The organism is Aeromonas sp. SG16 (genome assembly GCF_024436135.1).
In the GTDB taxonomy this organism is placed as follows: domain Bacteria; phylum Pseudomonadota; class Gammaproteobacteria; order Enterobacterales; family Aeromonadaceae; genus Aeromonas; species Aeromonas jandaei.
Genome location: NZ_JANFNW010000010.1, coordinates 118,159 through 138,033 on the forward strand (window position 1 = coordinate 118,159; position 19,875 = coordinate 138,033).

The 19,875-nt window shown below is 62.3% G+C and carries 17 protein-coding genes; 9 read left to right on the forward strand and 8 right to left on the reverse strand.

Annotated features, from left to right (window positions below; translation table 11 throughout):
• The first annotated feature begins 157 nt into the window (after window positions 1-157).
• The gene (locus NOM67_RS18830; RefSeq protein WP_255939277.1) at window positions 158-1,066 is read left to right on the forward strand and encodes a bifunctional GNAT family N-acetyltransferase/hotdog fold thioesterase; all 909 of its coding nucleotides are present in this window, start codon (window positions 158-160) and stop codon (window positions 1,064-1,066) included.
• A gap of 56 nt (window positions 1,067-1,122) precedes the next feature.
• Here NOM67_RS18830 and NOM67_RS18835 read toward each other — a convergent pair whose 3' ends face one another.
• The 4 genes from NOM67_RS18835 to gntU form a co-directional block, all read right to left on the reverse strand.
• The gene (locus tag NOM67_RS18835; protein WP_255939279.1) at window positions 1,123-3,228 is read right to left on the reverse strand and encodes an AsmA family protein; all 2,106 of its coding nucleotides are present in this window, start codon (window positions 3,226-3,228) and stop codon (window positions 1,123-1,125) included.
• A 58-nt stretch (window positions 3,229-3,286) separates the two neighbouring features.
• Window positions 3,287-5,356: an ATP-dependent DNA helicase RecG gene (gene recG / locus NOM67_RS18840; protein ID WP_019445054.1), complete on the reverse strand. Its 2,070-nt coding sequence runs from the start codon at window positions 5,354-5,356 to the stop codon at window positions 3,287-3,289.
• Window positions 5,357-5,545: 189 nt separating this feature from the next.
• Window positions 5,546-6,895 (reverse strand): CDP-diacylglycerol--serine O-phosphatidyltransferase, encoded by a 1,350-nt coding sequence (gene pssA, locus NOM67_RS18845; protein ID WP_019445053.1) that lies wholly within the window; start codon window positions 6,893-6,895, stop codon window positions 5,546-5,548.
• Window positions 6,896-7,045: 150 nt separating this feature from the next.
• Complete coding sequence (gene gntU, locus NOM67_RS18850; protein ID WP_041209725.1) at window positions 7,046-8,386, reverse strand: gluconate transporter; 1,341 nt, start codon at window positions 8,384-8,386, stop codon at window positions 7,046-7,048.
• A 245-nt stretch (window positions 8,387-8,631) separates the two neighbouring features.
• Between gntU and NOM67_RS18855 the strand changes: the two genes are divergently transcribed.
• The 4 genes from NOM67_RS18855 (at window position 8,632) to NOM67_RS18870 (ending at window position 12,418) form a co-directional block, all read left to right on the forward strand.
• Window positions 8,632-9,141 (forward strand): gluconokinase, encoded by a 510-nt coding sequence (locus NOM67_RS18855; RefSeq protein WP_005340649.1) that lies wholly within the window; start codon window positions 8,632-8,634, stop codon window positions 9,139-9,141.
• Entirely contained in the window at window positions 9,138-10,934 is a 1,797-nt protein-coding gene (edd, locus tag NOM67_RS18860) for a phosphogluconate dehydratase (RefSeq protein ID WP_255939283.1), read from the forward strand. The genes NOM67_RS18855 and edd overlap by 4 nt, the downstream gene beginning before the upstream one ends.
• A gap of 9 nt (window positions 10,935-10,943) precedes the next feature.
• Window positions 10,944-11,585 carry a bifunctional 4-hydroxy-2-oxoglutarate aldolase/2-dehydro-3-deoxy-phosphogluconate aldolase gene (locus tag NOM67_RS18865; RefSeq protein ID WP_179902945.1) on the forward strand — a complete coding sequence of 214 codons (642 nt, stop codon included), beginning with the start codon at window positions 10,944-10,946 and terminating at the stop codon, window positions 11,583-11,585.
• Window positions 11,586-11,725: 140 nt separating this feature from the next.
• On the forward strand, window positions 11,726-12,418 hold the full coding sequence (locus tag NOM67_RS18870) for an AraC family transcriptional regulator (RefSeq protein WP_156854298.1): 693 nt from the start codon (window positions 11,726-11,728) through the stop codon (window positions 12,416-12,418).
• Here NOM67_RS18870 and NOM67_RS18875 read toward each other — a convergent pair.
• Together NOM67_RS18875 and NOM67_RS18880 are read right to left on the reverse strand one after the other, a co-directional pair.
• The gene (locus NOM67_RS18875; protein WP_124242602.1) at window positions 12,407-12,796 is read right to left on the reverse strand and encodes a nuclear transport factor 2 family protein; all 390 of its coding nucleotides are present in this window, start codon (window positions 12,794-12,796) and stop codon (window positions 12,407-12,409) included. The two genes, NOM67_RS18870 and NOM67_RS18875, sit on opposite strands and share 12 nt — an antisense overlap.
• 113 nt (window positions 12,797-12,909) lie before the next feature.
• Window positions 12,910-13,917: a substrate-binding domain-containing protein gene (locus NOM67_RS18880; RefSeq protein ID WP_033115604.1), complete on the reverse strand. Its 1,008-nt coding sequence runs from the start codon at window positions 13,915-13,917 to the stop codon at window positions 12,910-12,912.
• 88 nt (window positions 13,918-14,005) lie between these two features.
• Here NOM67_RS18880 and NOM67_RS18885 point away from each other — a divergent pair, with 88 nt between their 5' ends.
• Complete coding sequence (locus NOM67_RS18885) at window positions 14,006-14,656, forward strand: Qnr family pentapeptide repeat protein (RefSeq protein ID WP_156854296.1); 651 nt, start codon at window positions 14,006-14,008, stop codon at window positions 14,654-14,656.
• Window positions 14,657-14,768: 112 nt separating this feature from the next.
• On the opposite strand, the gene envC is transcribed toward NOM67_RS18885, so the two are convergent.
• Both envC and gpmM read right to left on the reverse strand, forming a co-directional pair.
• A complete protein-coding gene (envC, locus tag NOM67_RS18890; protein WP_255939287.1) occupies window positions 14,769-16,097 on the reverse strand; it encodes a murein hydrolase activator EnvC in 1,329 nt (442 codons plus the stop codon).
• A gap of 9 nt (window positions 16,098-16,106) precedes the next feature.
• On the reverse strand, window positions 16,107-17,636 hold the full coding sequence (gene gpmM, locus NOM67_RS18895; RefSeq protein ID WP_255939289.1) for a 2,3-bisphosphoglycerate-independent phosphoglycerate mutase: 1,530 nt from the start codon (window positions 17,634-17,636) through the stop codon (window positions 16,107-16,109).
• 244 nt (window positions 17,637-17,880) lie between these two features.
• On the opposite strand from gpmM, the gene NOM67_RS18900 reads away from it, so the two are divergent.
• The 3 genes from NOM67_RS18900 to gpsA are packed head-to-tail and all read left to right on the forward strand — an operon-like array spanning window position 17,881 to window position 19,849.
• Window positions 17,881-18,312 carry a rhodanese-like domain-containing protein gene (locus NOM67_RS18900; RefSeq protein ID WP_033115600.1) on the forward strand — a complete coding sequence of 144 codons (432 nt, stop codon included), beginning with the start codon at window positions 17,881-17,883 and terminating at the stop codon, window positions 18,310-18,312.
• Window positions 18,313-18,371: 59 nt separating this feature from the next.
• Complete coding sequence (secB, locus tag NOM67_RS18905) at window positions 18,372-18,842, forward strand: protein-export chaperone SecB (RefSeq protein ID WP_033115599.1); 471 nt, start codon at window positions 18,372-18,374, stop codon at window positions 18,840-18,842.
• 2 nt (window positions 18,843-18,844) lie between these two features.
• Window positions 18,845-19,849 (forward strand): NAD(P)H-dependent glycerol-3-phosphate dehydrogenase, encoded by a 1,005-nt coding sequence (gpsA, locus tag NOM67_RS18910; RefSeq protein WP_042029482.1) that lies wholly within the window; start codon window positions 18,845-18,847, stop codon window positions 19,847-19,849.
• The last annotated feature ends 26 nt before the right edge of the window (window positions 19,850-19,875 follow it).

Sequence of the window (19,875 nt, forward strand, 5' to 3'; positions counted from 1 at the left end):
CAAGATGGTTTCCGACCAGTGTAACTCAAGGATCGATCTATGTACCGGGTGGTCCCCCCCCAAACGGCGCCGAGCCGGGTACTTACTGCAAGCTGCGCTGGAAACGTCTGTGTAAGCCCTTCCATCTGCCAGTCGGCGCAAACTCAAGGATGAAACTATGTATCGGGTAGTCACCCCTCAGACAGCCGCCGAGCTGGATGCCTATTACCAGTTACGCTGGGAACTTCTGCGTAAACCCTTCAATCTGCCCGTCGGTTCCGAGCGGGACGAATACGACACTGTTGCCATTCACCGGCTGATGCTGGCACCCGACGGCACTCCCATCGCGGTGGGGCGCCTCTTTATCGGCGGCGACGAGGCGCAGATCCGCTTTATGGCGCTGCGTCCCGAATATCGCGGCCAGGGGCTGGGCGCCAAAATGGTGGAGGATCTCGAGCAGCTGGCCCGCAGCGAGAAGGTGAAACGGCTGGTGATGAACGCCCGTCAGGAGGCGGTGGAGTTCTATCGCAAGTGCGGTTTTCTCGAAGTGGGGGGCGGCCCCGTCTCCTTTGGCCGGATTCCCCATCGCCAGATGATCAAATCCCTGAGCCCGTTGCAGACCATCCAGTATCGCCCGGAGTGGTGTCAGGATCTCACCACCCGCTGGTCGCGCGGGGTGCCCATCAGCGAGAAGATGGGGATGCACATCAGCCACTACGATGGTCAGACCTTCCACCTCAAGGCCAATCTGGCGGCCAACCTCAACGTGCATGGCAGCATGTTTGCCGGCAGTGTCTACAGCCAGTGCGTGCTGGCGGGCTGGGGGCTGATCTGGTTGCAACTTAAAGAGGAGGGGCTGGTGGGCGAACCTGTGCTGGCCGAGAGCACCATCAAATATCATGGCCCGGTCGATGAGGAGCCGGAGGCGCGGGTGGCCCGCGAGGGGATGCCCGCTGTACTGCAGCCGCTAAAACGGGGCGAGCCTGCCACCTTCAGCCTCAATATCCAGTTGTTCAGCGGCGGCAAGCTGGCGGCGGAGTTCTGCGGTCACTACGTAGTGCAGCCGGTCAAGCGACCGGGCCATTAACGGCAGCGCGCTCCGCCACAAAACAAACAAGGCCTCATTATGAGGCCTTGTTTGTTTTACCCTTGCTGACTGTTGGTTGCCTGCTCGGCTTGGGCTTGGGCTTGGGCTTGGGCTTGGGCTTTTGGCGCCGGAGCCGGTCGCCAGAGCGGCGCACTGTTGCCCTGCGGCGGATAGCGTACTCCCACTTCCCAGCCGCAGCCATCCGGCTTCTGTTTGAAGTCCCAGCTCAGAGTGGGCGCGGTGAGCGGGCCGCGCCACTGGCCGATAAGCTCGGCGCAGCGGTTTCCGTTGAGCACTCCCAGATCGAGTTGCCACTGCTCCTTGACCAGATCGATACCGCCCTGTGCACCCAGCAGGTGAGTGATGGTGGAGGCGCCAGCCTGTTCGAGCTGCAGCTGTCCCTTGTCGATCTTGCCCTGCAGCCTGACGCGGTAGAAGGGGGTATCGCCACCCTGCATTGCCTGCCACAGCTGATCCGGATTGAGCGCCGGGGCTGTTGCCTGCTTGAACCACTGATCCAGCAGCGGGTCTATCTTCACCTTGTCCCAGAAGGGTTCGTTGGCGTCGAGGGCGAAACTGCCCTGCAGGGTGCTGCGCCACTCGCCCGGTGCGCTGCCGTGCTCCGCCTGCAGGTCGGCACTCAAATCTGCCTTGCCGGAGAAGGATACGGGGGAGCCGAACATCTTGCCCCACTGCTCCAGATCGAGCTTGGTCGCCTTCAACTGCAGGGTGCTGCTCTGGCCCGGTTCGCGTGCCCACTGGCCGCTCATGCTGAGGCTGCCCTCATCCGGCAGCGAGCTGGTGAGCTTGCCCAGCTGCCAGGAGCTGGGGGTAAGCTCGCCATCCACTTCACCGTTGCGGGCGCTGAGGCCATCCCACACCAGCTCGAACCACTTGCTCTCGATACGGGCACGGCCAAGCAGCGGGCCGGGCTGATTGCCGCGCAGGGCGAGATCGCTCAGGTAGAGCTGCCAGCCGGTCAGCGACAGAGGAATGGAATCGTCGAAGGAGAGCACCTTGAGCTTGTCGAACGCCAGCTTGCGGATATCCACCTGCTGCGGGCGCCAGCCCTGCCAATCCTGCCACCACCCCTGCGGCAGGCTGATATCCATGCCGCTCAGCGCCAGGTCTTTCAGGGTCAGCTTCTGCTGCTGGGTATCGAGGGAGAGCTCGACATTGAACTCCCCTTCATAGGCTTTGCCCTGCAGTTCGCCGTCGAGCTGCTGGGGTGAGAAGGCGAGCTTGCCCTTGATCCCCTCCAGCTGGAACAGGCCGCGCCCCATGTCGCCCAGCGTGCCGCTCAAATAACCGCTCGGCTGGCTTCCAGCCTGCCAGTTGAAGGCGGTGAGCTGGCCACTGAAGTTGTTGAAGGAGAGCTCCTGCTCGATGGAGTTGATGCTCACCTGGTCGAACTGGCCGCGATCCAGCGACACCTGCCGCAGCGGGAATTGGTGCTGTGCCAGATCCCCCAGCTCGACCCGCATGCCACGAGCCTTGAGATCGTGCAGTTCGAGGGTTCGAGCCGGCCAGTCGAGCACCATGCCGCTCTCCAGCAGGCCGTCGAACAGGTTGGTCACCAGCTTGTCGCTGCGCAGCACCTCTCCCTCCAGCCGCCCTTTCAGGCTGAGACGGGCGAAGGTGAACTGCGGTGTCTCCAGCTGGCCGATATTGAGGGTCAGGTTGGCTTGTGGCTGGCGTTTCGGATCGATCAGATCCCAGTCGCTCAGGGTGGCGTTGAGGCCGCGCAGGGTCAGCCCGTCGCTCTCAAGGCTTAGCCGGTCTATGGTGCTGTCACCGATGGAGAGGGAGTGCACCGGCAGGCTGGGCAGCTGGTTGGGCAGCGGCAGCTTGATGGCGGGACGAATGAGGTCGAGATGGGCGATCCGCACATCGCGGCTCAGCCAGTCGATGCTCTCTATCTCCAGATAGATCTTGTCGAGGGAGACCGCATCGCCGTAGCGCACCTGCTCCGCCAGCAGGGTGTAGGGGTGGAGCGGGTTGAATACCAGTCGCCCTATGGTGACCGGTACGCCGGTCTGCTGGCTGATCCAGCTGGCGATGGGGCCTTTGGCGCGCTCGGCGTCGAACAGGCCGAGGGCAACCCAGACAAAGAGCAGCAGGAAGGCAAAGGTGTAGAGCAGGCCGCGTAGCCAGGAATTCATAAGTGCTTTCCTCCTGTATTGGTTGAGTGATCAGGCGTTGGCAGCGTGATTCCGCAGGTCAGGCATTGGAATAGTGATCCCGTAAGCCAAGCCAGCGCCGTATCAAGGGTTCGACATGACTCGGATGCCTATCCATAAGGAAGCGCGCCATCTTCTGTACCTGCGGAATAAGCGGTTGATCCCGCACCAGATCGGCGATCTTGAGATCGGCCAGACCGGTCTGGCGGGTGCCGAGCAGTTCCCCCGGGCCGCGCAGTTCCAGATCGCGCTGGGCGATGAGGAAGCCGTCGTTGGTCTCACGCAGCACCCCGAGCCGGCTCTGGGCCGTTTTGGACAAGGGGGCATGATAGAGCAGCACGCAGTGCGAGGCTACCGCCCCGCGTCCGACCCGACCGCGCAGCTGGTGCAACTGCGCCAGCCCGAGCCGTTCCGGGTTCTCGATGATCATCAGGCTGGCGTTGGGCACATCCACCCCCACCTCGATGACGGTGGTGGCGACCAGCAGTTGCAGTATGCCTGCCTTGAACTCCTCCATCACCCGCTGTTTCTCGACCGGGCGCATCCGGCCGTGTACCAGCCCGATATGCAGGCCGGGCAGCAGGTTCTGCAGCTCGGCGGCAGTATCCTCGGCGGCCTGACACTCCAGCACCTCCGACTCCTCGATCAGGGTGCAGACCCAGTAGGCCTGCTTGCCCTCGGTGCAGGCGAGCTTGACCCGTTCGATCACATCGCCACGACGACTGTCGGGCAGTGCGACCGTGGTGATGGGGGTTCGGCCCGGCGGCAGTTCGTCGATGACCGAGGTGTCGAGGTCGGCATAGGCGGTCATTGCCAGAGTGCGGGGGATCGGGGTGGCGGTCATGATGAGCTGATGGGGATGCACCCCCTCCCGCTCCCCTTTCTCGCGCAGGGCGAGGCGCTGATGTACCCCGAATCTGTGCTGTTCATCGATGATGACCAGCGCCAGACGCTGGAACACCACCTGCTCCTGAAAGATGGCGTGGGTGCCCACCACCATCTTGACGCTGCCATCGGCGATGGCGGCCAGTGCCTCCTCCCGCGCCTTGCCTTTCTGCTTGCCCGCCAGCCAGCCGACTCCGATGCCGAGTGGCTCCAGCCACTTGGCGAAGTTGATGGCGTGCTGTTCCGCCAGCAGTTCGGTCGGCGCCATCAAACCCACCTGACAGCCGTTGCCGATGGCTTGCAGGGCGGCCAGCGCTGCGACCAGGGTCTTGCCGGAGCCTACGTCACCCTGCACCAGCCGCATCATGGGGTGACTCTGTTGCAGATCCTTGCTTATCTCGGCCACCACCCGGCTCTGGGCGCCGGTGGGCTTGAACGGCAGGGCGCCGAGCAGCTGTTCGACCAGCGCGGGCGCAGGTTTGAGGGCGCGGGCCAGCTGGGTTTGTGCCTGAGCGCGCACCTTGAGTACCGAGAGGTTGTGAGCCAGCAGCTCCTCCAGTACCAGCCGCTGCTGGGCCGGATGTTGGCCGCTCTCGAGCAGCGGCAGTGCCACCGAAGGGGGCGGACGGTGCAGCAATTTCAGGGCGGCGGCCAGCTCAATCTGGTGGGGATAGAGGCCGGCGGGCAGCAGCTCCTCGACGCCATAGAGGTCGAGCTGGGCCAGCGCCTGATCGGTGAGGTTGCGCAGGGTGAGCTGGCGCAACCCTTCGGTAGTCGGGTAGACGGGGGTGAGCGCCTCTTCGGTCTGGCCGGCTTGCTCCTCGCCGAGCAGCTTGTACTCGGGGTGGGCCATCTCCAGCCCGTATTTGCCGGGGCGCACCTCGCCAAAGCAGCGGATCAGGCGGCCTGTCGCCAGACTGTTCTTCTGGGCGGCGGTGAAGTTGAAGAAGCGCAGGGTGAGGGTGCCGGTGCCGTCGCTGATACGGCAGACCAGCATGCGACGACGCCCCATCACCAGCTGAGTGTCCTGGATCTCCCCCTCGACGGCGCCGTGCAGGCCGGGCGGCAGATCGCCGATGGGCCACACCTGGGTGCGGTCCTCGTAGCGCAGGGGGAGATGGAACAGCAGGTCCTGTACCGTGGCCAGTCCCAGCCGCTCGAGCTTCTCCTGCATCTTGCTGCCGACACCCTTGAGGCTATCGAGAGGAATTTTATCCAATTTCATCAATTAGATGCCCGAAAACACTGTAAATATGTCCAGATGATAGGGGTTGTTGAGGGGCCGATGCAAGCCGAGTTGCTGCTGGTTGGGTCGCCAACGCGGGGGAGATGGCGGATATAACAAAGGCCTGCCGAAAACGGGAGGCCTTGGTCTGATTGCCGTTGGGCGGGGTGGGCGCTGTGCGCTCCGGGGTCAGATGATCCGCTTGAGCAGCAGATGAGCCTTGACCCGGTGGATCCGTCCCAGCAGCTTGCGCACCTGCTCCGGGTAGTCGTGGATCTGCTCTACCTGATCGAAGTGGCTGATCCGCTTGGTGTTGGCCAGAATGTTCTCCCGCTCGGCATTGAACTGGGGACGCAGGTGGTGGCGACGATCGTGCACCAGCAGGCCGTTCTCCAGATCCAGCGCCCAGGCGCGCGGGTTGAGGTTGTTGCCGGTGAGCAGGGCCCACTCGTCATCCACGAAGATCCCCTTGAGATGGTAGGAGTTGCGCTCGCAACACCAGAGCATCAGGTTGAGACGACCATCATCGATATGATGCTGGTTGCGCTCGGCAAACTTGCGCAGGTTGGTCTCGTAGAGATAGGGCAGGCCGCCGATGGTGGAGAACTTCTCCTCCGGCGGGATGAAGAAGTCGTTGGCGGTCTTGTCGCCCACCACGATCGTTACCTTGCAGCCACGCTGCAGCAGATCCTCGATATCCTTGCTCAACTCCTTGGGCGGGTTGAAGTAAGGGGTACAGATGAAGATCTCCCGCTCGGTGGAGCGCACCAGATTGCGGATCATCTGGTTGAGCTGGTTGTTGCGTTTGCCCAGACCCGCCATCGGGGTGATGGCCACCTCCTGGGTGTTGACCGGCATGGTGGCGAAGCGGTACTGCCCCTGACGCAGGCTCAGCTTGAAGCGGCGGATCGGCCCCTTCAGCTGTTTGGCGCTGGGCACGTCGCTGCGATCCAGCCGCTGCACGGCGTCGCTTTTCACGAACAGGTCATCCACGTAGTTGACCATGCTGCGGGCCAGCTCCGGGCTGATGATCTGGTGATAGCGGTCGAAGCGGTAGCGATCCTGCTGGTGCAGGTAGATGTCGTTGAGGCTGGCACCGGAGTAGAGCACCGCATCGTCAAAGATGAAGCCCTTGAGGTGCAACACGCCGAGCAGCTCGCGCCCCTTGACCGGTACGCCGTAGATTTCGATCTTGTGCTCGTAGCGGGCAGCCATCTCCTGATACATCAGGTGGTTGCCACCCTGCTTGCCCTTGCCGATCAGGCCGCGCTGGGCACGGTGGAAGTCGACGAACACCTTGACGTCAAGAGCCGGGTTGCGCTGCTTGGCTTCATAGAGGGCGGTGAGGATCTCGCGACCCGCGTCGTCATCCTGCAGATAGAGCGCGACCAGATAGATACGCTGGGTAGCACTGGCAATGAGTGCAAGAATGCGGCGCTTGAAATCCTTGGCGCTGTAGAGCACTTCAAACTGGTCTGCCGCGACGGCGATCTGGGGCAGGCGTGTCAGCAGTTGTCGATAATGGGCCGATGAATGCATAGAGAGACCTGAAATCACGGGGTTAAGCGTTCCACTCGGAGCGATGAATAGGCGATTCTAGCAATCTCGCCCTCTCAGCCAAAGAAAGAATCGTCAGAAAGATGAAAAAGGCCTCACAAGTGAGGCCTTTTTTGTGCGCATCGGCAGTGATCAGAGGAAGCTGTAAATGATCATCGCCATCACGCCGCCGGTGGTGCCGATGATGGTCTCCATCACGGTCCAGGTCTGCAGGGTCTGCTTCTCGGAGAGGCCGAGGTAGCGGTTGGCCAGCCAGAAACCGGAGTCGTTGACGTGGGAGAGCACGATGGCACCGCCGCCGATGGCGATGGTGACGGCAGCCAGCTGGGCACCGTTCAGGCCGAGCGGCTCCAGCATCGGCAGCACCAGACCACAGGCGGTCAGCATGGCGACGGTGGCGGAGCCCTGAATCACCCGCACCGCGGCAGCCAGAATGAAGGCCAGCGCGACGATGGGCAGACCGGAGTCGGCCAGCATGTTGCCAAGGGCGGCACCCACGCCGGAATCAACCAGCACCTGCTTGAACACGCCACCGGCACCGGTAACCAGAATGATGACGCCGGCCGGCTGGATGGCGCTGTTGCAGACGCTCATCACCTCGTCACGGGACATGCCGCGGCGAATACCCAGCAGATAGAAGGCGGCCAGACAGGCGACCATGATGGCGGTGAAGGGGTGACCGATGAACTCCAGCCAGTTGTGCAGGGTAGAGCCCGCTTCGACGAAGCGGCCGACGATGGTTTTGAGGCCGATCAGCAGCAGCGGCAGGCCGATGAGACCCATGGCCAGCCCGAAGGAGGGCAGGGATTTGCTGTCATCGTGGACGCTGTTCTGGGCATCGGCAGGCAGCGGCACATCGACGATCTTGCTGATGAAGTCACCGAACAGCGGGCCAGCCAGGATCAGCGCCGGTACGGCGGCGATCAGGCCGAACAGGATCATGTAGCCGAAGTCGGCACCCAGCTGGGAAGCGACCAGGATCGGGCCCGGCGCCGGAATAAGGAAGGCCTGACAGGTGGCGATACCGGCCAGCAGGGCGATACCGATCTTCACCACGCTGCCGCCGCCACGACGGACGATGGCGAAGGCGACACCGATCAGCAGCACCACGGCCACGTCAAAGAAGAGCGGCAGGGCGCAGACAAAGCCGGTCAGGGCCATGGCCCAGTTGGCGCGCTTGACGCCGAACTTGCCGAGCAGGGTGTGAGCCACCCGGTCGAGGGCACCGGTCACTTCCATCACCTTGCCAAACATGGCACCCAGCGCCACCACCACGGCGACGAAGCCGAGGGTGCCGCCCATCCCTTTCTGGATGGTGGCGGCGATGTCGGCCGGGTTCATGCCGGCGGCAAGACCGGCCACCATGGAGACCAGAATGAGGGAGACGACGGCGTGCAGACGAGCCTTCATCACCAGGAAGAGCAGCAGCACGATCGAGCCGGCGGCCGTCATGATCAGGGAGAGGTCAGACATTGTTATGCGTTCCTTAATCCAAGTTCGGTAGTGACACCCTGTCGATCTGTCGACAAACCATATCTTTATGATTTATTTAGATTTATGGCAAGGGCTCAACATCATATGCCCAGGTGACTATGGGTTTGCTCAGTCTGTGGCAGACTTCACATTTTTAATCGTTACCGGTAACATGTTACCGGTAACGTGTTAGATTAGAACCCATCAACAGCTGGTTTTTTGAAAAGTGGGACAGAGGTCAAATTATGGCGGGCAAGTGCATTATCGTGATGGGTGTATGTGGCAGCGGTAAATCCAGCGTGGGCCTCAAGGTGGCAGAAGCGCTGGGCGCCAAGTTCATCGATGGTGATGATCTCCACCCCAAGGCCAACATCCAGAAGATGGCTGGCGGCAACCCCCTCAACGATGAGGATCGCGCCCCCTGGCTGGAGCGGATCCGCGATGCCGCCTACAGTCTCGAGCAGAAGAACGAGACCGGCATCATTGTCTGTTCCGCCCTCAAGAAGAAGTATCGCGACCAGATCCGCGAAGGCAACGAGTCGGTCAGCTTCATCTTCCTCGACGGCAGCCAGCCGCTGATCCTCGAGCGGATGCGTGCCCGCAAGGGCCACTTCATGCGCGAAAGCATGGTACAAAGTCAGTTCGATACTCTGGAGCGCCCGGATGGCGAAGCCGGTGTATTCCACATCGATATCGACGGCACCTTCGAACAGGTGGTTGACCGCGCCGTCACAGCATTGGAGCAAGCCCAATGATTCATAAGGTAATTTCCGACGTCACTGCCCGCATTCGCGAGCGCAGTGCCGCCCGCCGTCAGGCCTTTATGGCCCGCATCCAGCGTCAGGCCGAGCAGGGCAAGACCCGCGCCGCACTGGCCTGCGGCAACCTGGCCCACGCCGTGGCCGCCTGCAGCAGTGACGAGAAGGGTCGCATCCTCGACATGACCCGTGCCAACGTCGGCATCGTCACCGCCTACAACGACATGCTGAGTGCCCATCAGCCCTATCAGGGCTATCCGGACATCATCAAGGGCGCGCTGGCCGAACTTGGCCACAGTGCTCAGGTTGCCGGTGGCGTTCCCGCCATGTGCGACGGCGTGACTCAGGGTCAGCCGGGGATGGACATGTCCCTCTTCTCCCGCGACCTGATCGCTCAGGCAACCGCGCTGTCGCTCTCTCACAACACTTTCGATGCTACCCTGCTGCTCGGCATCTGCGACAAGATCGCCCCGGGCCAGATCATGGGGGCCCTCTCCCACGCCCACCTGCCGACGGCGTTTGTTCCTGCCGGCCCGATGGCGAGCGGTATCAGCAACGACGAGAAGGTGAAGGTTCGCCAGCAGTACGCCGCCGGTGAAGTGGGCCGCGACGCCCTGCTGCAGATGGAGTGCGGTGCCTACCATGCGGCGGGCACCTGCACCTTCTACGGCACAGCCAACACCAATCAGCTGGTGTTTGAGGCCATGGGCCTGATGCTGCCGGGCTCCGCCTTCGTCCACCCGCACAGCGAACTGCGCCATGCCCTGACCATTGAGGCAGCCCGCCGCATCAGCGCCATGATCCCGGGTTCCCCGGCCTATCGCCCGCTGAGCAAAGTGCTGGATGAGCGCTCGCTGGTTAACGGTCTGGTGGCCCTGCTCGCTTCCGGCGGCAGCACCAATCACAGTATCCACATGGTGGCGCTGGCCCGCGCGGCCGGTCTGGTGCTGACCTGGGATGACATCAGCGATCTCTCCGACGTGGTGCCGCTCTTGGTTCGCATGTACCCGAACGGCCCGGCCGACGTCAACGCCTTCGAACAGGCGGGCGGCGTGCCCGGCCTGATGCGCCGTCTGGCCGAAGAGGGGCTGATCCACATGGACGCCACCCCGGTCTTTGGCGAGATGCAGGATTACCTCAGCCGTCCGGCACTGGTCGATGGCCAGCTGGTATGGCAGCCGGTGGATGAGAGCAGCGATGCGAGCGTGCTGTCGCCTTCCGGCAGCGTATTCCAGGCCACCGGCGGCACCAAGCTGCTGGCGGGCAATCTGGGCCGCGCCGTAGTCAAGGTCTCTGCGGTTGCCCCCGAATATCGGGTGATTGAAGCGCCGGCGCGGGTCTTCTCCTCCCAGCATGCGGTGGAAGCGGCCTACAAGGCGGGCGATCTCAATCAGGATGCCGTGATCGTGGTGCGCCACAATGGCCCGGCCGCCAACGGCATGCCGGAGCTGCACAAGCTGATGCCGGTGCTCGGCAACCTGCAGAAGGCGGGTTACAAGGTGGCGCTGGTCACCGATGGCCGTCTCTCCGGTGCCTCCGGCAAGATCCCGGCCGCCATCCACGTCACTCCGGAAGCGCTGCACGGCGGGGCCATCGGTCTGCTGGCCGATGGCGATCTGCTGCGGGTTGATGCGGTAAACGGCAGCCTCGACTGCCTGACCGATTTGAGTGGCCGTACCCAGGCCGAGATTGACCTCACTCCGGAACAAGAGGGGTGGGGCCGTGAACTGTTCAGCGTGATGCGTCGCGCGGTATCGAGCGCCGAGTGTGGCGCCACCATCTTTGACTAAGGAAGAGCTATGCAGAACTGGAAAGTGACCCCGGCCGAGGTGTTTGCCGCCTCCCCGCTGGTACCCGTGATGGTTATCAACGAGCTGGATCAGGCCCTGCCGATGGCCAAGGCGCTGCTTGACGGCGGCATCTCTGTCTTCGAAATCACCCTGCGCACCCCGGTGGCGCTCGATGCCATCGCCCTTATCGCCAAGGCGATGCCGGATGCCATGGTCGGTGCCGGTACCGTGCTCAACTGCGAGCAGTTTGACGCAGCAGTTGCTGCCGGTGCCCGCTTCGTCATCTCCCCGGGGATGACCCCGGCCCTGCTGGCCCACGCGGCCAAGAGCACTGCACCGCTGATCCCGGGCGTGGCTACTCCGTCTGAAGTGATGCAGGCGCTGGAAGCGGGCTACGACCATCTGAAGTTCTTCCCGGCTGAAGCGAACGGCGGCACCAAGGCGCTCTCTGCCATTGCCGCGCCGTTGCCCCAGGTGAAGTTCTGCCCCACCGGCGGCATCGGCCCGAAAAACGTGGCCGACTATCTGGCGCTCAAGTGCGTGGCCACCGTCGGCGGCTCCTGGATGCTGCCGGCCGATGCGGTCAATAGCGGTAACTGGGAAGAGGTGACTCGCCTCTCCCGCGAAGCGGTTGAATTGGTTAAACGCTAAGCACAAGTCGTGTAGATAAATCGAACAGGCCACCCTCGGGTGGCCTGCTTCTTTTGGCTATTATGACGGCGGAAAAGCCATTTACAGGGTGCCGTCTGCTCCCTTATGGTCGTGGTCGGTTTCTTATCCGGCTGGCCGACATGTCTTTTCTTCATCGCTCCTGCCCGCAAGGGCACTTCACTCCGCTGCACTGCCATCCGCAGGCCCAGTATTGCTACATGCACGACGGTGGCGGCGTTATCACCGGCGGTGCTGCCAGCGAGCTGCTGGTTGCCGGCCAGCTCTGCTTTATTCCGGCAGGCTGGGAGCATGAATTTCGCGTGCTGCGCCACTCTCGCCTCTCGCTTGTCTATACCGCATCGTCCGTATCAGCCCCTTTTGGCCTGCGCCAGGTGACACCGCTGCTGGCCGGCCTCTTTGCCCGCCTCGGCGAGCTGGAGGAGGGGGATGAGCGGAAGGCCTATCTGACGGTGATTGGCCACGAGTTGGCGCGAGCTGCACCGCAAGCGGCCCAGCCTGCGCTGGCGGCCAACCTCGACCCGCGCCTGCTGCGGGTGCTGGAGCGCTTCTGTCAGGCGCCCTCCATCAACACCACGCTTGCCGAGCTGGCCATGGATTGCGGCGCTTCGCTGCGCACCCTCAACCGGCTTTTCCTTCTGCAGCTGGGCTGTACCTTCCGCCAGTGGCGCGAGCAGGTGGTGATGGGGCGGGCCCGCCAGTTGCAGTATCAGGGATTCACATCGACGCAGATCGCCGACCTGCTCGGTTACGAAGATCCTGCCGCTTTCTCCCGCGCGCTCCAGCGTTTCGTCCGGCGCGACTCAGCGTCGTGAACCTATGTCGGCATCCTGCTCGCTGCCGCTCAGCAGGCAGGTCACCTCGTCGGTCTGGCAGATCTTGCCGTCGCGAAAGGTGAAGAGGCCGCTCACTTTGCAGACCAGCGGGGCGCCATCGTGGCGGATGGCTCGTACCACATGGGTCGAGTGCACCCTGTCCCCTTGCGCGATGGTGGCGACAAACTCGATGGTGGCTTCGGCCAGATGATCTCTGAGCGTCGCAATGTGCTGGCGAAAGGCGGCGTAGTCGAGTTGCTCGCCGTTCACTTGCTGGCAGTAATCCGGGGTGAACCACTGGTCGAGCTCGGCCAGGGTAAAGCGGGGATTGCAGACAACGCGCTGCAGGCAGGCTTGCAATCGTTCGGTGTTGTTCATCTTCTGCTCCTGACATGTGGCTGGAATGCCGGGCCAGCATAGAGCAGAGGATGGTGAGAAGTGGTGGCAGGATGCGCCATCATGACGGGCCAACGCGCCATGATGGCAAGGGATCAGCCGAGGCTTTCCCCCTCATAGAGGGTGAAGCCCATATCCTTGCGGCTCTCGGCTGGCGGTTTGCCGCCGAGGCGGGCGAGCAGCATGGTGGCCGCTTCGCGGCCGATCTCTTCGCGGGGGGTGACGATACTGGCCAGCTTGGGGGTCATGGCATGGCCGATGTCGAGGGCGTTGCTGCCGGCGATGGCAATCTGTTGCGGCACCGGGATCCAGCGGCTCTGACACTGCAGCAGGGCGCCGACGGCCAGGTCATCGTTGGTGCAGAAGATGCCGTCGAGGTCGGGGTAGCGCGCCAGAGCTTGATCAAGCAGCTCGCCGCCGAGGGTAAAGGTGGAGGATTGCTCGGTCAGCAGGTGCTGGCCGGTGAGGCCGAAGTCCTGCATCGCCTGATAGTAGCCCTCCATCCGCAGCTGGGTCCGCACGTCGAGACGGGCGCCGAGATAGACCACCTGACGTCGGCCCCGGCGCAGCATCTCTGATACCATGGCCCGGGCGGCCGCCTTGTGATCCATGCCGACCACCATGTCGATAGGGTCGGGGGGGAGATCCATGGTCTCCACCACCGGAATGCCGGCAGTGGCGATCATCTTGCGGGTACGTTCGGTGTGGCGGCTGTCGGAGAGGATCAGGCCATCCACGTTGTAGGAGAGCAGCGAGGCGATCTGCTCCTCCTCCCGCTCCGGGCTATAGCCGTAGTGGGCGAGCAGGGTCTGGTAGCCGGCCGGCCGGGTCACCGCTTCGATGCCGTGGATCACCGCCGAGAAGACCTGGTTGGAGAGGGAAGGGATCAGGATACCGATCGCCCTGCTGGTCGCGTTGGAGAGAATGTCCGGCGCCCGGTTGGGGATATAGCCCAGCTCCTCCACCGCCGCGGCGATCCGCTCGCGGGTGCCCTCGGCCACGGTCTGCGGATCGCGCAGATAGCGGCTGACGGTCATCTTGGTGACCCCGGTCAGGTCGGCGATATCCTGCAGGGTGGGGCGGCGCTTGCGAGTGGGGCTCATGACGGTATCCAGGATGAATGTTACTTGTAACATTACCGTTTTTGGCGGCGAAAGTCAGCATATGAAACCGTAAAGAGGCAGATTTCCGATGGTAAAAGGCAAGCAGTTCGCACAGGTGCGTTTCACGCAGGATGAGGTGGAGGGGGAGTACTTCTCTGAGTGCCGTTTTATCGGCTGTGACTTCTCCTGGCTCGATCTTGGCGAGAGCCGCTTCGTCGATTGCAGCTTCTACGATCGGGAGAGCGAGCAGAGCTGTCTGATGCAGGGTTGCGATCTGCGTGAGGCGAGCTTTCTGCGCTGCGATCTCACCATGGTCGATTGCAGTCGCAGCCAGTGTCTGGGGCTGGAGCTGCGCGACTGTCAGGCGGTAGGCATCAACTTTGCCCACGCCAGCTTTGCCAACCGGATCACCGCCAAAAGCTACTTCTGCGAGGCGCACCTGACCGGTAACAACTTCAGCTATGCCAGTTTCGAAGGCTGCCTGCTGGAGAAGTGCGAGCTCAGTGGCAACCGCTGGCAGGGGGCCAACCTGTTCGGCGCCTCGCTGGCAGGGTCTGACCTCAGTGGTTCCGAGTTTGGCCAGATCGACTGGAGCAGCTTCAGCCTGCAGGGTTGCGACCTGCGCCAGTGCGATCTGCCGGGGCTGGATCTGCGCCGGATCGATCTGCAGGGGGTGATGATTAACGAGGATCAGCAGCAGACACTGCTGGAGCAGGTCGGTTTGATCGTCTTCCCCTGAGCTGACTGAAAAATATGTAATTTTTCACCAAAGAGGGGAGGAGCCTCTTCCCCTTGAATGACAAAAGCCCGCGCAGGGCAGGCTTTTGGCTGATGTGGGTTGGTGTGCGGCGTTACGAGCGCTTGCCCAGCCACTTGGTCGGGTTGATTGCCTCGCCCTGATAGCGGATCTCGAAGTAGAGGCCGGGCCTGTCCTGTCCGCCGCTGTCGCCGACCAGCGCCACCGGTTCGCCCTGTTCCACATTCTGGCCCACCTGACGCAGCAGCGACTGGTTGTGACCGTAGAGGCTCATGTAGCCGCTGCCGTGGTCGATCACCAGCAGCATACCGAAGCCGTCGAGCCAGTCGGCGTAGACCACCTGACCCGGGGCGACCGCCTTGACCTGAGTGCCTTCGCTGGCGCCGATCAGGGTGCCTTTCCACTTCAGTTCGGCGGTACGCGGCGAGCCGTAGGCGATGAGGATCGGCCCCTGTACCGGCCAGCGCAGGCTGCCGTTGGTCTTGAGCCCGGTGTAGTGGCCGGCGCTGCTGATGCCGGAACCGCGCTCCGGCTTGGTGCTGGCGACCTCCTGCTGGCTCGCCTGATCCTGACGCTGCTGTTCGGCACGGCGCTGTTCTGCCAGACGGCGCTGACGCTCCTGTTCCGCCTTCAGCTTGGCCAGCCGTTCCCGTTCGGCCCGTTCGCGGCGCTCCTGCTCTTCCCGTTTGCGACGCAGCTCTTCCAGACGGGCCTTCAGCGCTTTCTCCGCCTTGACCAGCTGGGTGAGCTTCTGCTCGTCATCCTGTACCGACTGCTGCAGCTGGTTGCGCACCTTGGCCCGGCTCTGCTGGCTGGCCAGCAGGGTCTGGTGGTGCTCCTGCTGTTCACTCAGCAGGGCTTGCAGCTTGCTTTCGGTCTCTTTGGTGGCTTGCTGGTTTTTCGCCAGCTTGTCGCGGGTGGCACGCAGCGCCTCGATGGCTTCGATGCGCGCCTTGTTGAGGTAGTCGTAGTAGTCGAGGGAGCGGCTCAGTTTGGCCGGATCCTGCTGATTGAGCAGCAGTTTGAGGTAATCGTGACTGCCGGCGGTGAAGGCGCTTTCCGCCTGCTTGGCCAGCAGTTGCTTCTGATGTTTGGCTTGTTGCTCCAGCGCCAGCTTGTCTTTTTGCAGATTGGCCAGCTTCTGCTGGTTCTGCTTGAGTTGCTGTCTGGTCTCATCGAGCTTGGCTGCGGCGGCCGAGATGGCCTGCTCGTCAGCTTTTAGCTGGGCGTTGAGCTTGGCCAGCTCCTGCTTGCTTAGCTTGATGGTCTGCTGTTGTTCCTTGATCTGGGACTGCATGGCGCCCAGCTGCTGATTGGCGGCCAAAACCGGTTTGCTGGCGCCAAACGACAGGCAAAAAAACAGCGCGCCGGCCAACAGGCCGACGCGACTGGTTTTTGGTGAAATAACTTCGCATCCCCGCATGGGGAAGGATTATTTCAGAATCATCAGGGGCTTGCCAGTCATTTCCGGCGGCACCGGCAGACCCATCAGGGTCAGCATGGTGGGGGCCAGATCGGACAGTTTGCCACCCTCGGCAACCTCGGCTTTACGACCGAAGTAGATGAGCGGAACCGGCAGATTGGTGTGGGCGGTGTGAGCCTGACCAGTCTCTTCATCCATCATCTTCTCGGCGTTGCCGTGGTCGGCAGTGATCAGGCACTCGCCACCCACTTCGGCCAGGGCGTCGGTAACGCGACCGATGCAGTGGTCAACGGCTTCACAGGCTTTGACGGCGGCATCGAACACACCGGTGTGACCAACCATGTCGCCATTCGGGTAGTTACAGATGATGACGTCGTACTTGCCGCTCTTGATAGCTGCAACCAGCTTGTCGGTCAACTCTTCGGAGCTCATCTCCGGCTGCAGGTCATAGGTAGCCACTTTCGGGCTGGCGACGATTTCGCGATCTTCGCCAGTGAAGCAGGCCTCTTCGCCACCGTTGAAGAAGAAGGTGACGTGAGCGTACTTCTCGGTTTCGGAGATGCGCAGCTGGGTCTTGCCCTGTTTGGCCAGCCACTCACCCAGGGTGTTGACCAGAGCGGTCGGCGGGTAGGCACAGGCGGTTTTGATGTCGGCCGCGTATTCGGTCAGCATCACGAAGTTCAGTTTCGGCAGGGCTGCACGGGCGAAGCCGGTGAAGTCGGTGTCAACGAAGGCACGGGTGATTTCACGGGCGCGGTCGGCACGGAAGTTCATGAAAATCAGCGCATCGCCGTCAACCATCGGGGCAGCTTCACCGATACGGGTGGCCTTGACGAACTCGTCGTTCTCGTCGCGAGCATAGGCGGCAGCCAGTGCTTCGGTGGCGCTTTCAGCGGTGAACTCGCCCTTGCCCTGGGTCATCAGGTCATAGGCTTGCTGCACGCGATCCCAGCGGTTGTCGCGGTCCATGGCGTAGTAACGGCCGATCATGGAGGCGAAACGGCCCTTGCCCAGCTTGGCAAACAGGGCGTCGAACAGCTCGATGGAGGATTGGGCGGAGCGCGGCGGTACGTCGCGGCCATCCAGGAAGGCGTGGAAGTAGATCTTCTCGGCGCCACGCTTGGCGGCCATCTCGATCATGCCCATGATGTGCTCTTCGTGGCTGTGTACGCCACCCGGAGACATCAGACCCATGATGTGGACGGCTTTGCCGTTGCTCACGGCAGCGTCAACAGCCTTGGCCAGCTCCACGTTCTCGAAGAAGGGGCCGTCCTGAATGTCTTTGGAGATGCGGGTCAGCTCCTGATAGACGATGCGACCGGCACCGATGTTGACGTGGCCCACTTCGGAGTTGCCCATCTGGCCATCCGGCAGACCTACGTCCAGGCCGGAGCCGGAGATCAGGGTGCTGGTGTAGTCACGGGCCAGACGATCGAGGTTGGGAGTCTTGGCGGCAGCGACGGCGTTGAACTCCTGCTTGGTGCTGTAGCCCCAACCGTCCATGATGACCAGAACCAAAGGTTTCTTAGCTGTTGACATAAGACTATGTCCTCTCGGATTGGAAAAAATGCGGGAAATGAAACTAGCGTAATATTACTACATCTGCCGAAATAGTCACCTGATAGCCAAGGGCGACCCCCTCGGCTCCGCACAGCGCCGTTTCAGGGGCGCAACATACCGAATCGTGATGGGAGCCTGCTCGCGCTTTCCCGCCAAGATGGCTGATCTTGGCTATTCCCCCATGTATACTCGGGCCCTTGTCTTGATCCCTGGATAGTAGAAGATGCAAGAGTATTTGGATTTCGCGGCTCGCAACCCGCTGCTGACCGCAGCCTGGTTCGGCCTGGCAGGCACTCTGGTTTACACCACTGTGCGTGCCCGTTTTTCTCCGGTAAAAACCGTCAACAACCACACCGCGACCCTGCTGATCAACCGTGAAAACGCCACCGTGGTGGATATTCGCAGTCAGGAAGAGTACGCCAAGGGCCATCTGGCCGGTGCCCAGCACCTGCCCCTCACCCAGATCCAGAGCAATAACCTGGGCCCGGTTGAAAAGCATAAAGATGCCCCCATCATAGTGGTGTGCGAGTCGGGAATGACTGCGGGCGGCGCAGGTCGTCAACTGAGCAAGGCCGGATTCCAGCAGGTATATGTGCTCGGCGGTGGCATGGCCCAGTGGCGTGCAGAAAATCTGCCGGTCACCAAGAAGCGCTGATTAACGCTGATTCAAGCAGGGCCTGTGCCCACTTATCCATATAAAAGGAAGCAAACGAAATGGCTGACGAGATCAACAACCAGGAAGTACAACCGGAATTCCACATCCAGCGTGTCTACACCAAGGATGTCTCTTTCGAAGCGCCCAACACCCCGCACATCTTCCAGAAAGAGTGGCAGCCGGACGTCAAGCTGGACATGGACACCAAGACCAACATCCTGGCTGACAGCGTCTACGAAGTGGTGCTGACCCTGACCGTCACCTGCAAGCTGGAAACCGAAACTGCCTTCCTGTGCGAAGTTCAGCAAGCCGGTATCTTCACCATCGGCAACCTGCCTGAGCCGCAACTGGCCCACTGCCTGGCTGCCTTCTGCCCGAACATCCTGTTCCCGTATGCCCGCGAAGCCGTGGCCAACATGGTGAGCAAGGGTTCCTTCCCGCAGCTGAACCTGGCACCGGTCAACTTCGATGCCCTGTTTGCCCAGCACATGGCGCAAGCTCAGGCCCAGCAGGCGACTGCGGAAGCCTGATAATGGCTGACCAGATCGCTATCTCGGTCCTGGGGGCGGGGTCTTACGGCTCCGCCCTTGCCATTTCTCTGGCGCGCAACGGTCATCCGACCCTGCTGTGGGGTCATGATCCCGCCCATGTCGCCGAGCTGGAACAGGATCGCTGCAACAAGGCATTTTTGCCGGATGTCCCTTTTCCTGCCGATCTGCAGCTGACTGCGGATCTGCAACGTGCGGTACAGGCTGCCCCCGTGCTGCTGCTGGTCGTGCCGAGCCACGTATTCGGCCAGGTTCTGACTCAGGTCAAACCCTTCCTGCGCCCCGATACCCGTATCGCCTGGGCCACCAAGGGGCTGGAGCCTGACAGCGGCCGCCTGCTGCAGGATGTGGCCCGCGAGGTGCTGGGTGACGAGATGCCGCTGGCGGTCATCTCCGGCCCCACCTTCGCCAAGGAGCTGGCTGCCGGCATGCCGACCGCCATCTCGGTCGCCTCGACCCACGATGATTTCGCCGACGATCTCTCCCATCTGCTGCACTGTGGCCGTTCGTTCCGGGTCTATACCAATCCGGATTTCGTCGGTCTGCAACTGGGTGGGGCAGTGAAGAACGTCATCGCTATCGGTGCCGGTCTCTCCGACGGGTTGGGTTTTGGCGCCAATGCCAGAACCGCGCTTATCACCCGGGGTCTGGTGGAGATGCAACGTCTGGGCGCCGCGCTCGGAGCCGATGCCAAAACCTTTATGGGGATGGCCGGGCTCGGGGATCTGGTGCTCACCTGTACCGATAACCAGTCGCGCAACCGTCGCTTCGGACTGGCGCTTGGCGCCGGTAAAGATGTCGATACAGCCATGACCGAGATCGGTCAGGTGGTGGAAGGGTATCGCAACACCAAGGAGGTGCATCTGCTGGCGGCGCGCTGCGGCGTCGAGATGCCCATCTGCGAACAGATCTTCAAGGTGCTCTATGAGGGGAAAAACCCGAAAGAGGCCGCCATCGCCCTGCTGTCGCGCGACAAGAAGGACGAGTAATCTGCCGATTGCCCATGCAAAAGGCC

Excerpts from the sequence above, each read along its gene's own strand:
- gpsA (WP_042029482.1), top strand. The coding sequence starts at position 18,845 with ATGGCTGACCAGATCGCTATCTCGGTCCTGGGGGCGGGGTCTTACGGC.
- NOM67_RS18870 (WP_156854298.1), top strand. The coding sequence starts at position 11,726 with ATGTCTTTTCTTCATCGCTCCTGCCCGCAAGGGCACTTCACTCCGCTG.
- NOM67_RS18880 (WP_033115604.1), bottom strand. The coding sequence starts at position 13,917 with ATGAGCCCCACTCGCAAGCGCCGCCCCACCCTGCAGGATATCGCCGAC.
- recG (WP_019445054.1), bottom strand. The coding sequence starts at position 5,356 with ATGAAATTGGATAAAATTCCTCTCGATAGCCTCAAGGGTGTCGGCAGC.
- NOM67_RS18835 (WP_255939279.1), bottom strand. The coding sequence starts at position 3,228 with ATGAATTCCTGGCTACGCGGCCTGCTCTACACCTTTGCCTTCCTGCTG.
- NOM67_RS18885 (WP_156854296.1), top strand. The coding sequence starts at position 14,006 with ATGGTAAAAGGCAAGCAGTTCGCACAGGTGCGTTTCACGCAGGATGAG.
- envC (WP_255939287.1), bottom strand. The coding sequence starts at position 16,097 with ATGCGGGGATGCGAAGTTATTTCACCAAAAACCAGTCGCGTCGGCCTG.
- NOM67_RS18865 (WP_179902945.1), top strand. The coding sequence starts at position 10,944 with ATGCAGAACTGGAAAGTGACCCCGGCCGAGGTGTTTGCCGCCTCCCCG.
- NOM67_RS18875 (WP_124242602.1), bottom strand. The coding sequence starts at position 12,796 with ATGAACAACACCGAACGATTGCAAGCCTGCCTGCAGCGCGTTGTCTGC.
- gntU (WP_041209725.1), bottom strand. The coding sequence starts at position 8,386 with ATGTCTGACCTCTCCCTGATCATGACGGCCGCCGGCTCGATCGTGCTG.
- NOM67_RS18900 (WP_033115600.1), top strand. The coding sequence starts at position 17,881 with ATGCAAGAGTATTTGGATTTCGCGGCTCGCAACCCGCTGCTGACCGCA.
- secB (WP_033115599.1), top strand. The coding sequence starts at position 18,372 with ATGGCTGACGAGATCAACAACCAGGAAGTACAACCGGAATTCCACATC.
- NOM67_RS18830 (WP_255939277.1), top strand. The coding sequence starts at position 158 with ATGTATCGGGTAGTCACCCCTCAGACAGCCGCCGAGCTGGATGCCTAT.
- edd (WP_255939283.1), top strand. The coding sequence starts at position 9,138 with ATGATTCATAAGGTAATTTCCGACGTCACTGCCCGCATTCGCGAGCGC.
- gpmM (WP_255939289.1), bottom strand. The coding sequence starts at position 17,636 with ATGTCAACAGCTAAGAAACCTTTGGTTCTGGTCATCATGGACGGTTGG.
- pssA (WP_019445053.1), bottom strand. The coding sequence starts at position 6,895 with ATGCATTCATCGGCCCATTATCGACAACTGCTGACACGCCTGCCCCAG.
- NOM67_RS18855 (WP_005340649.1), top strand. The coding sequence starts at position 8,632 with ATGGCGGGCAAGTGCATTATCGTGATGGGTGTATGTGGCAGCGGTAAA.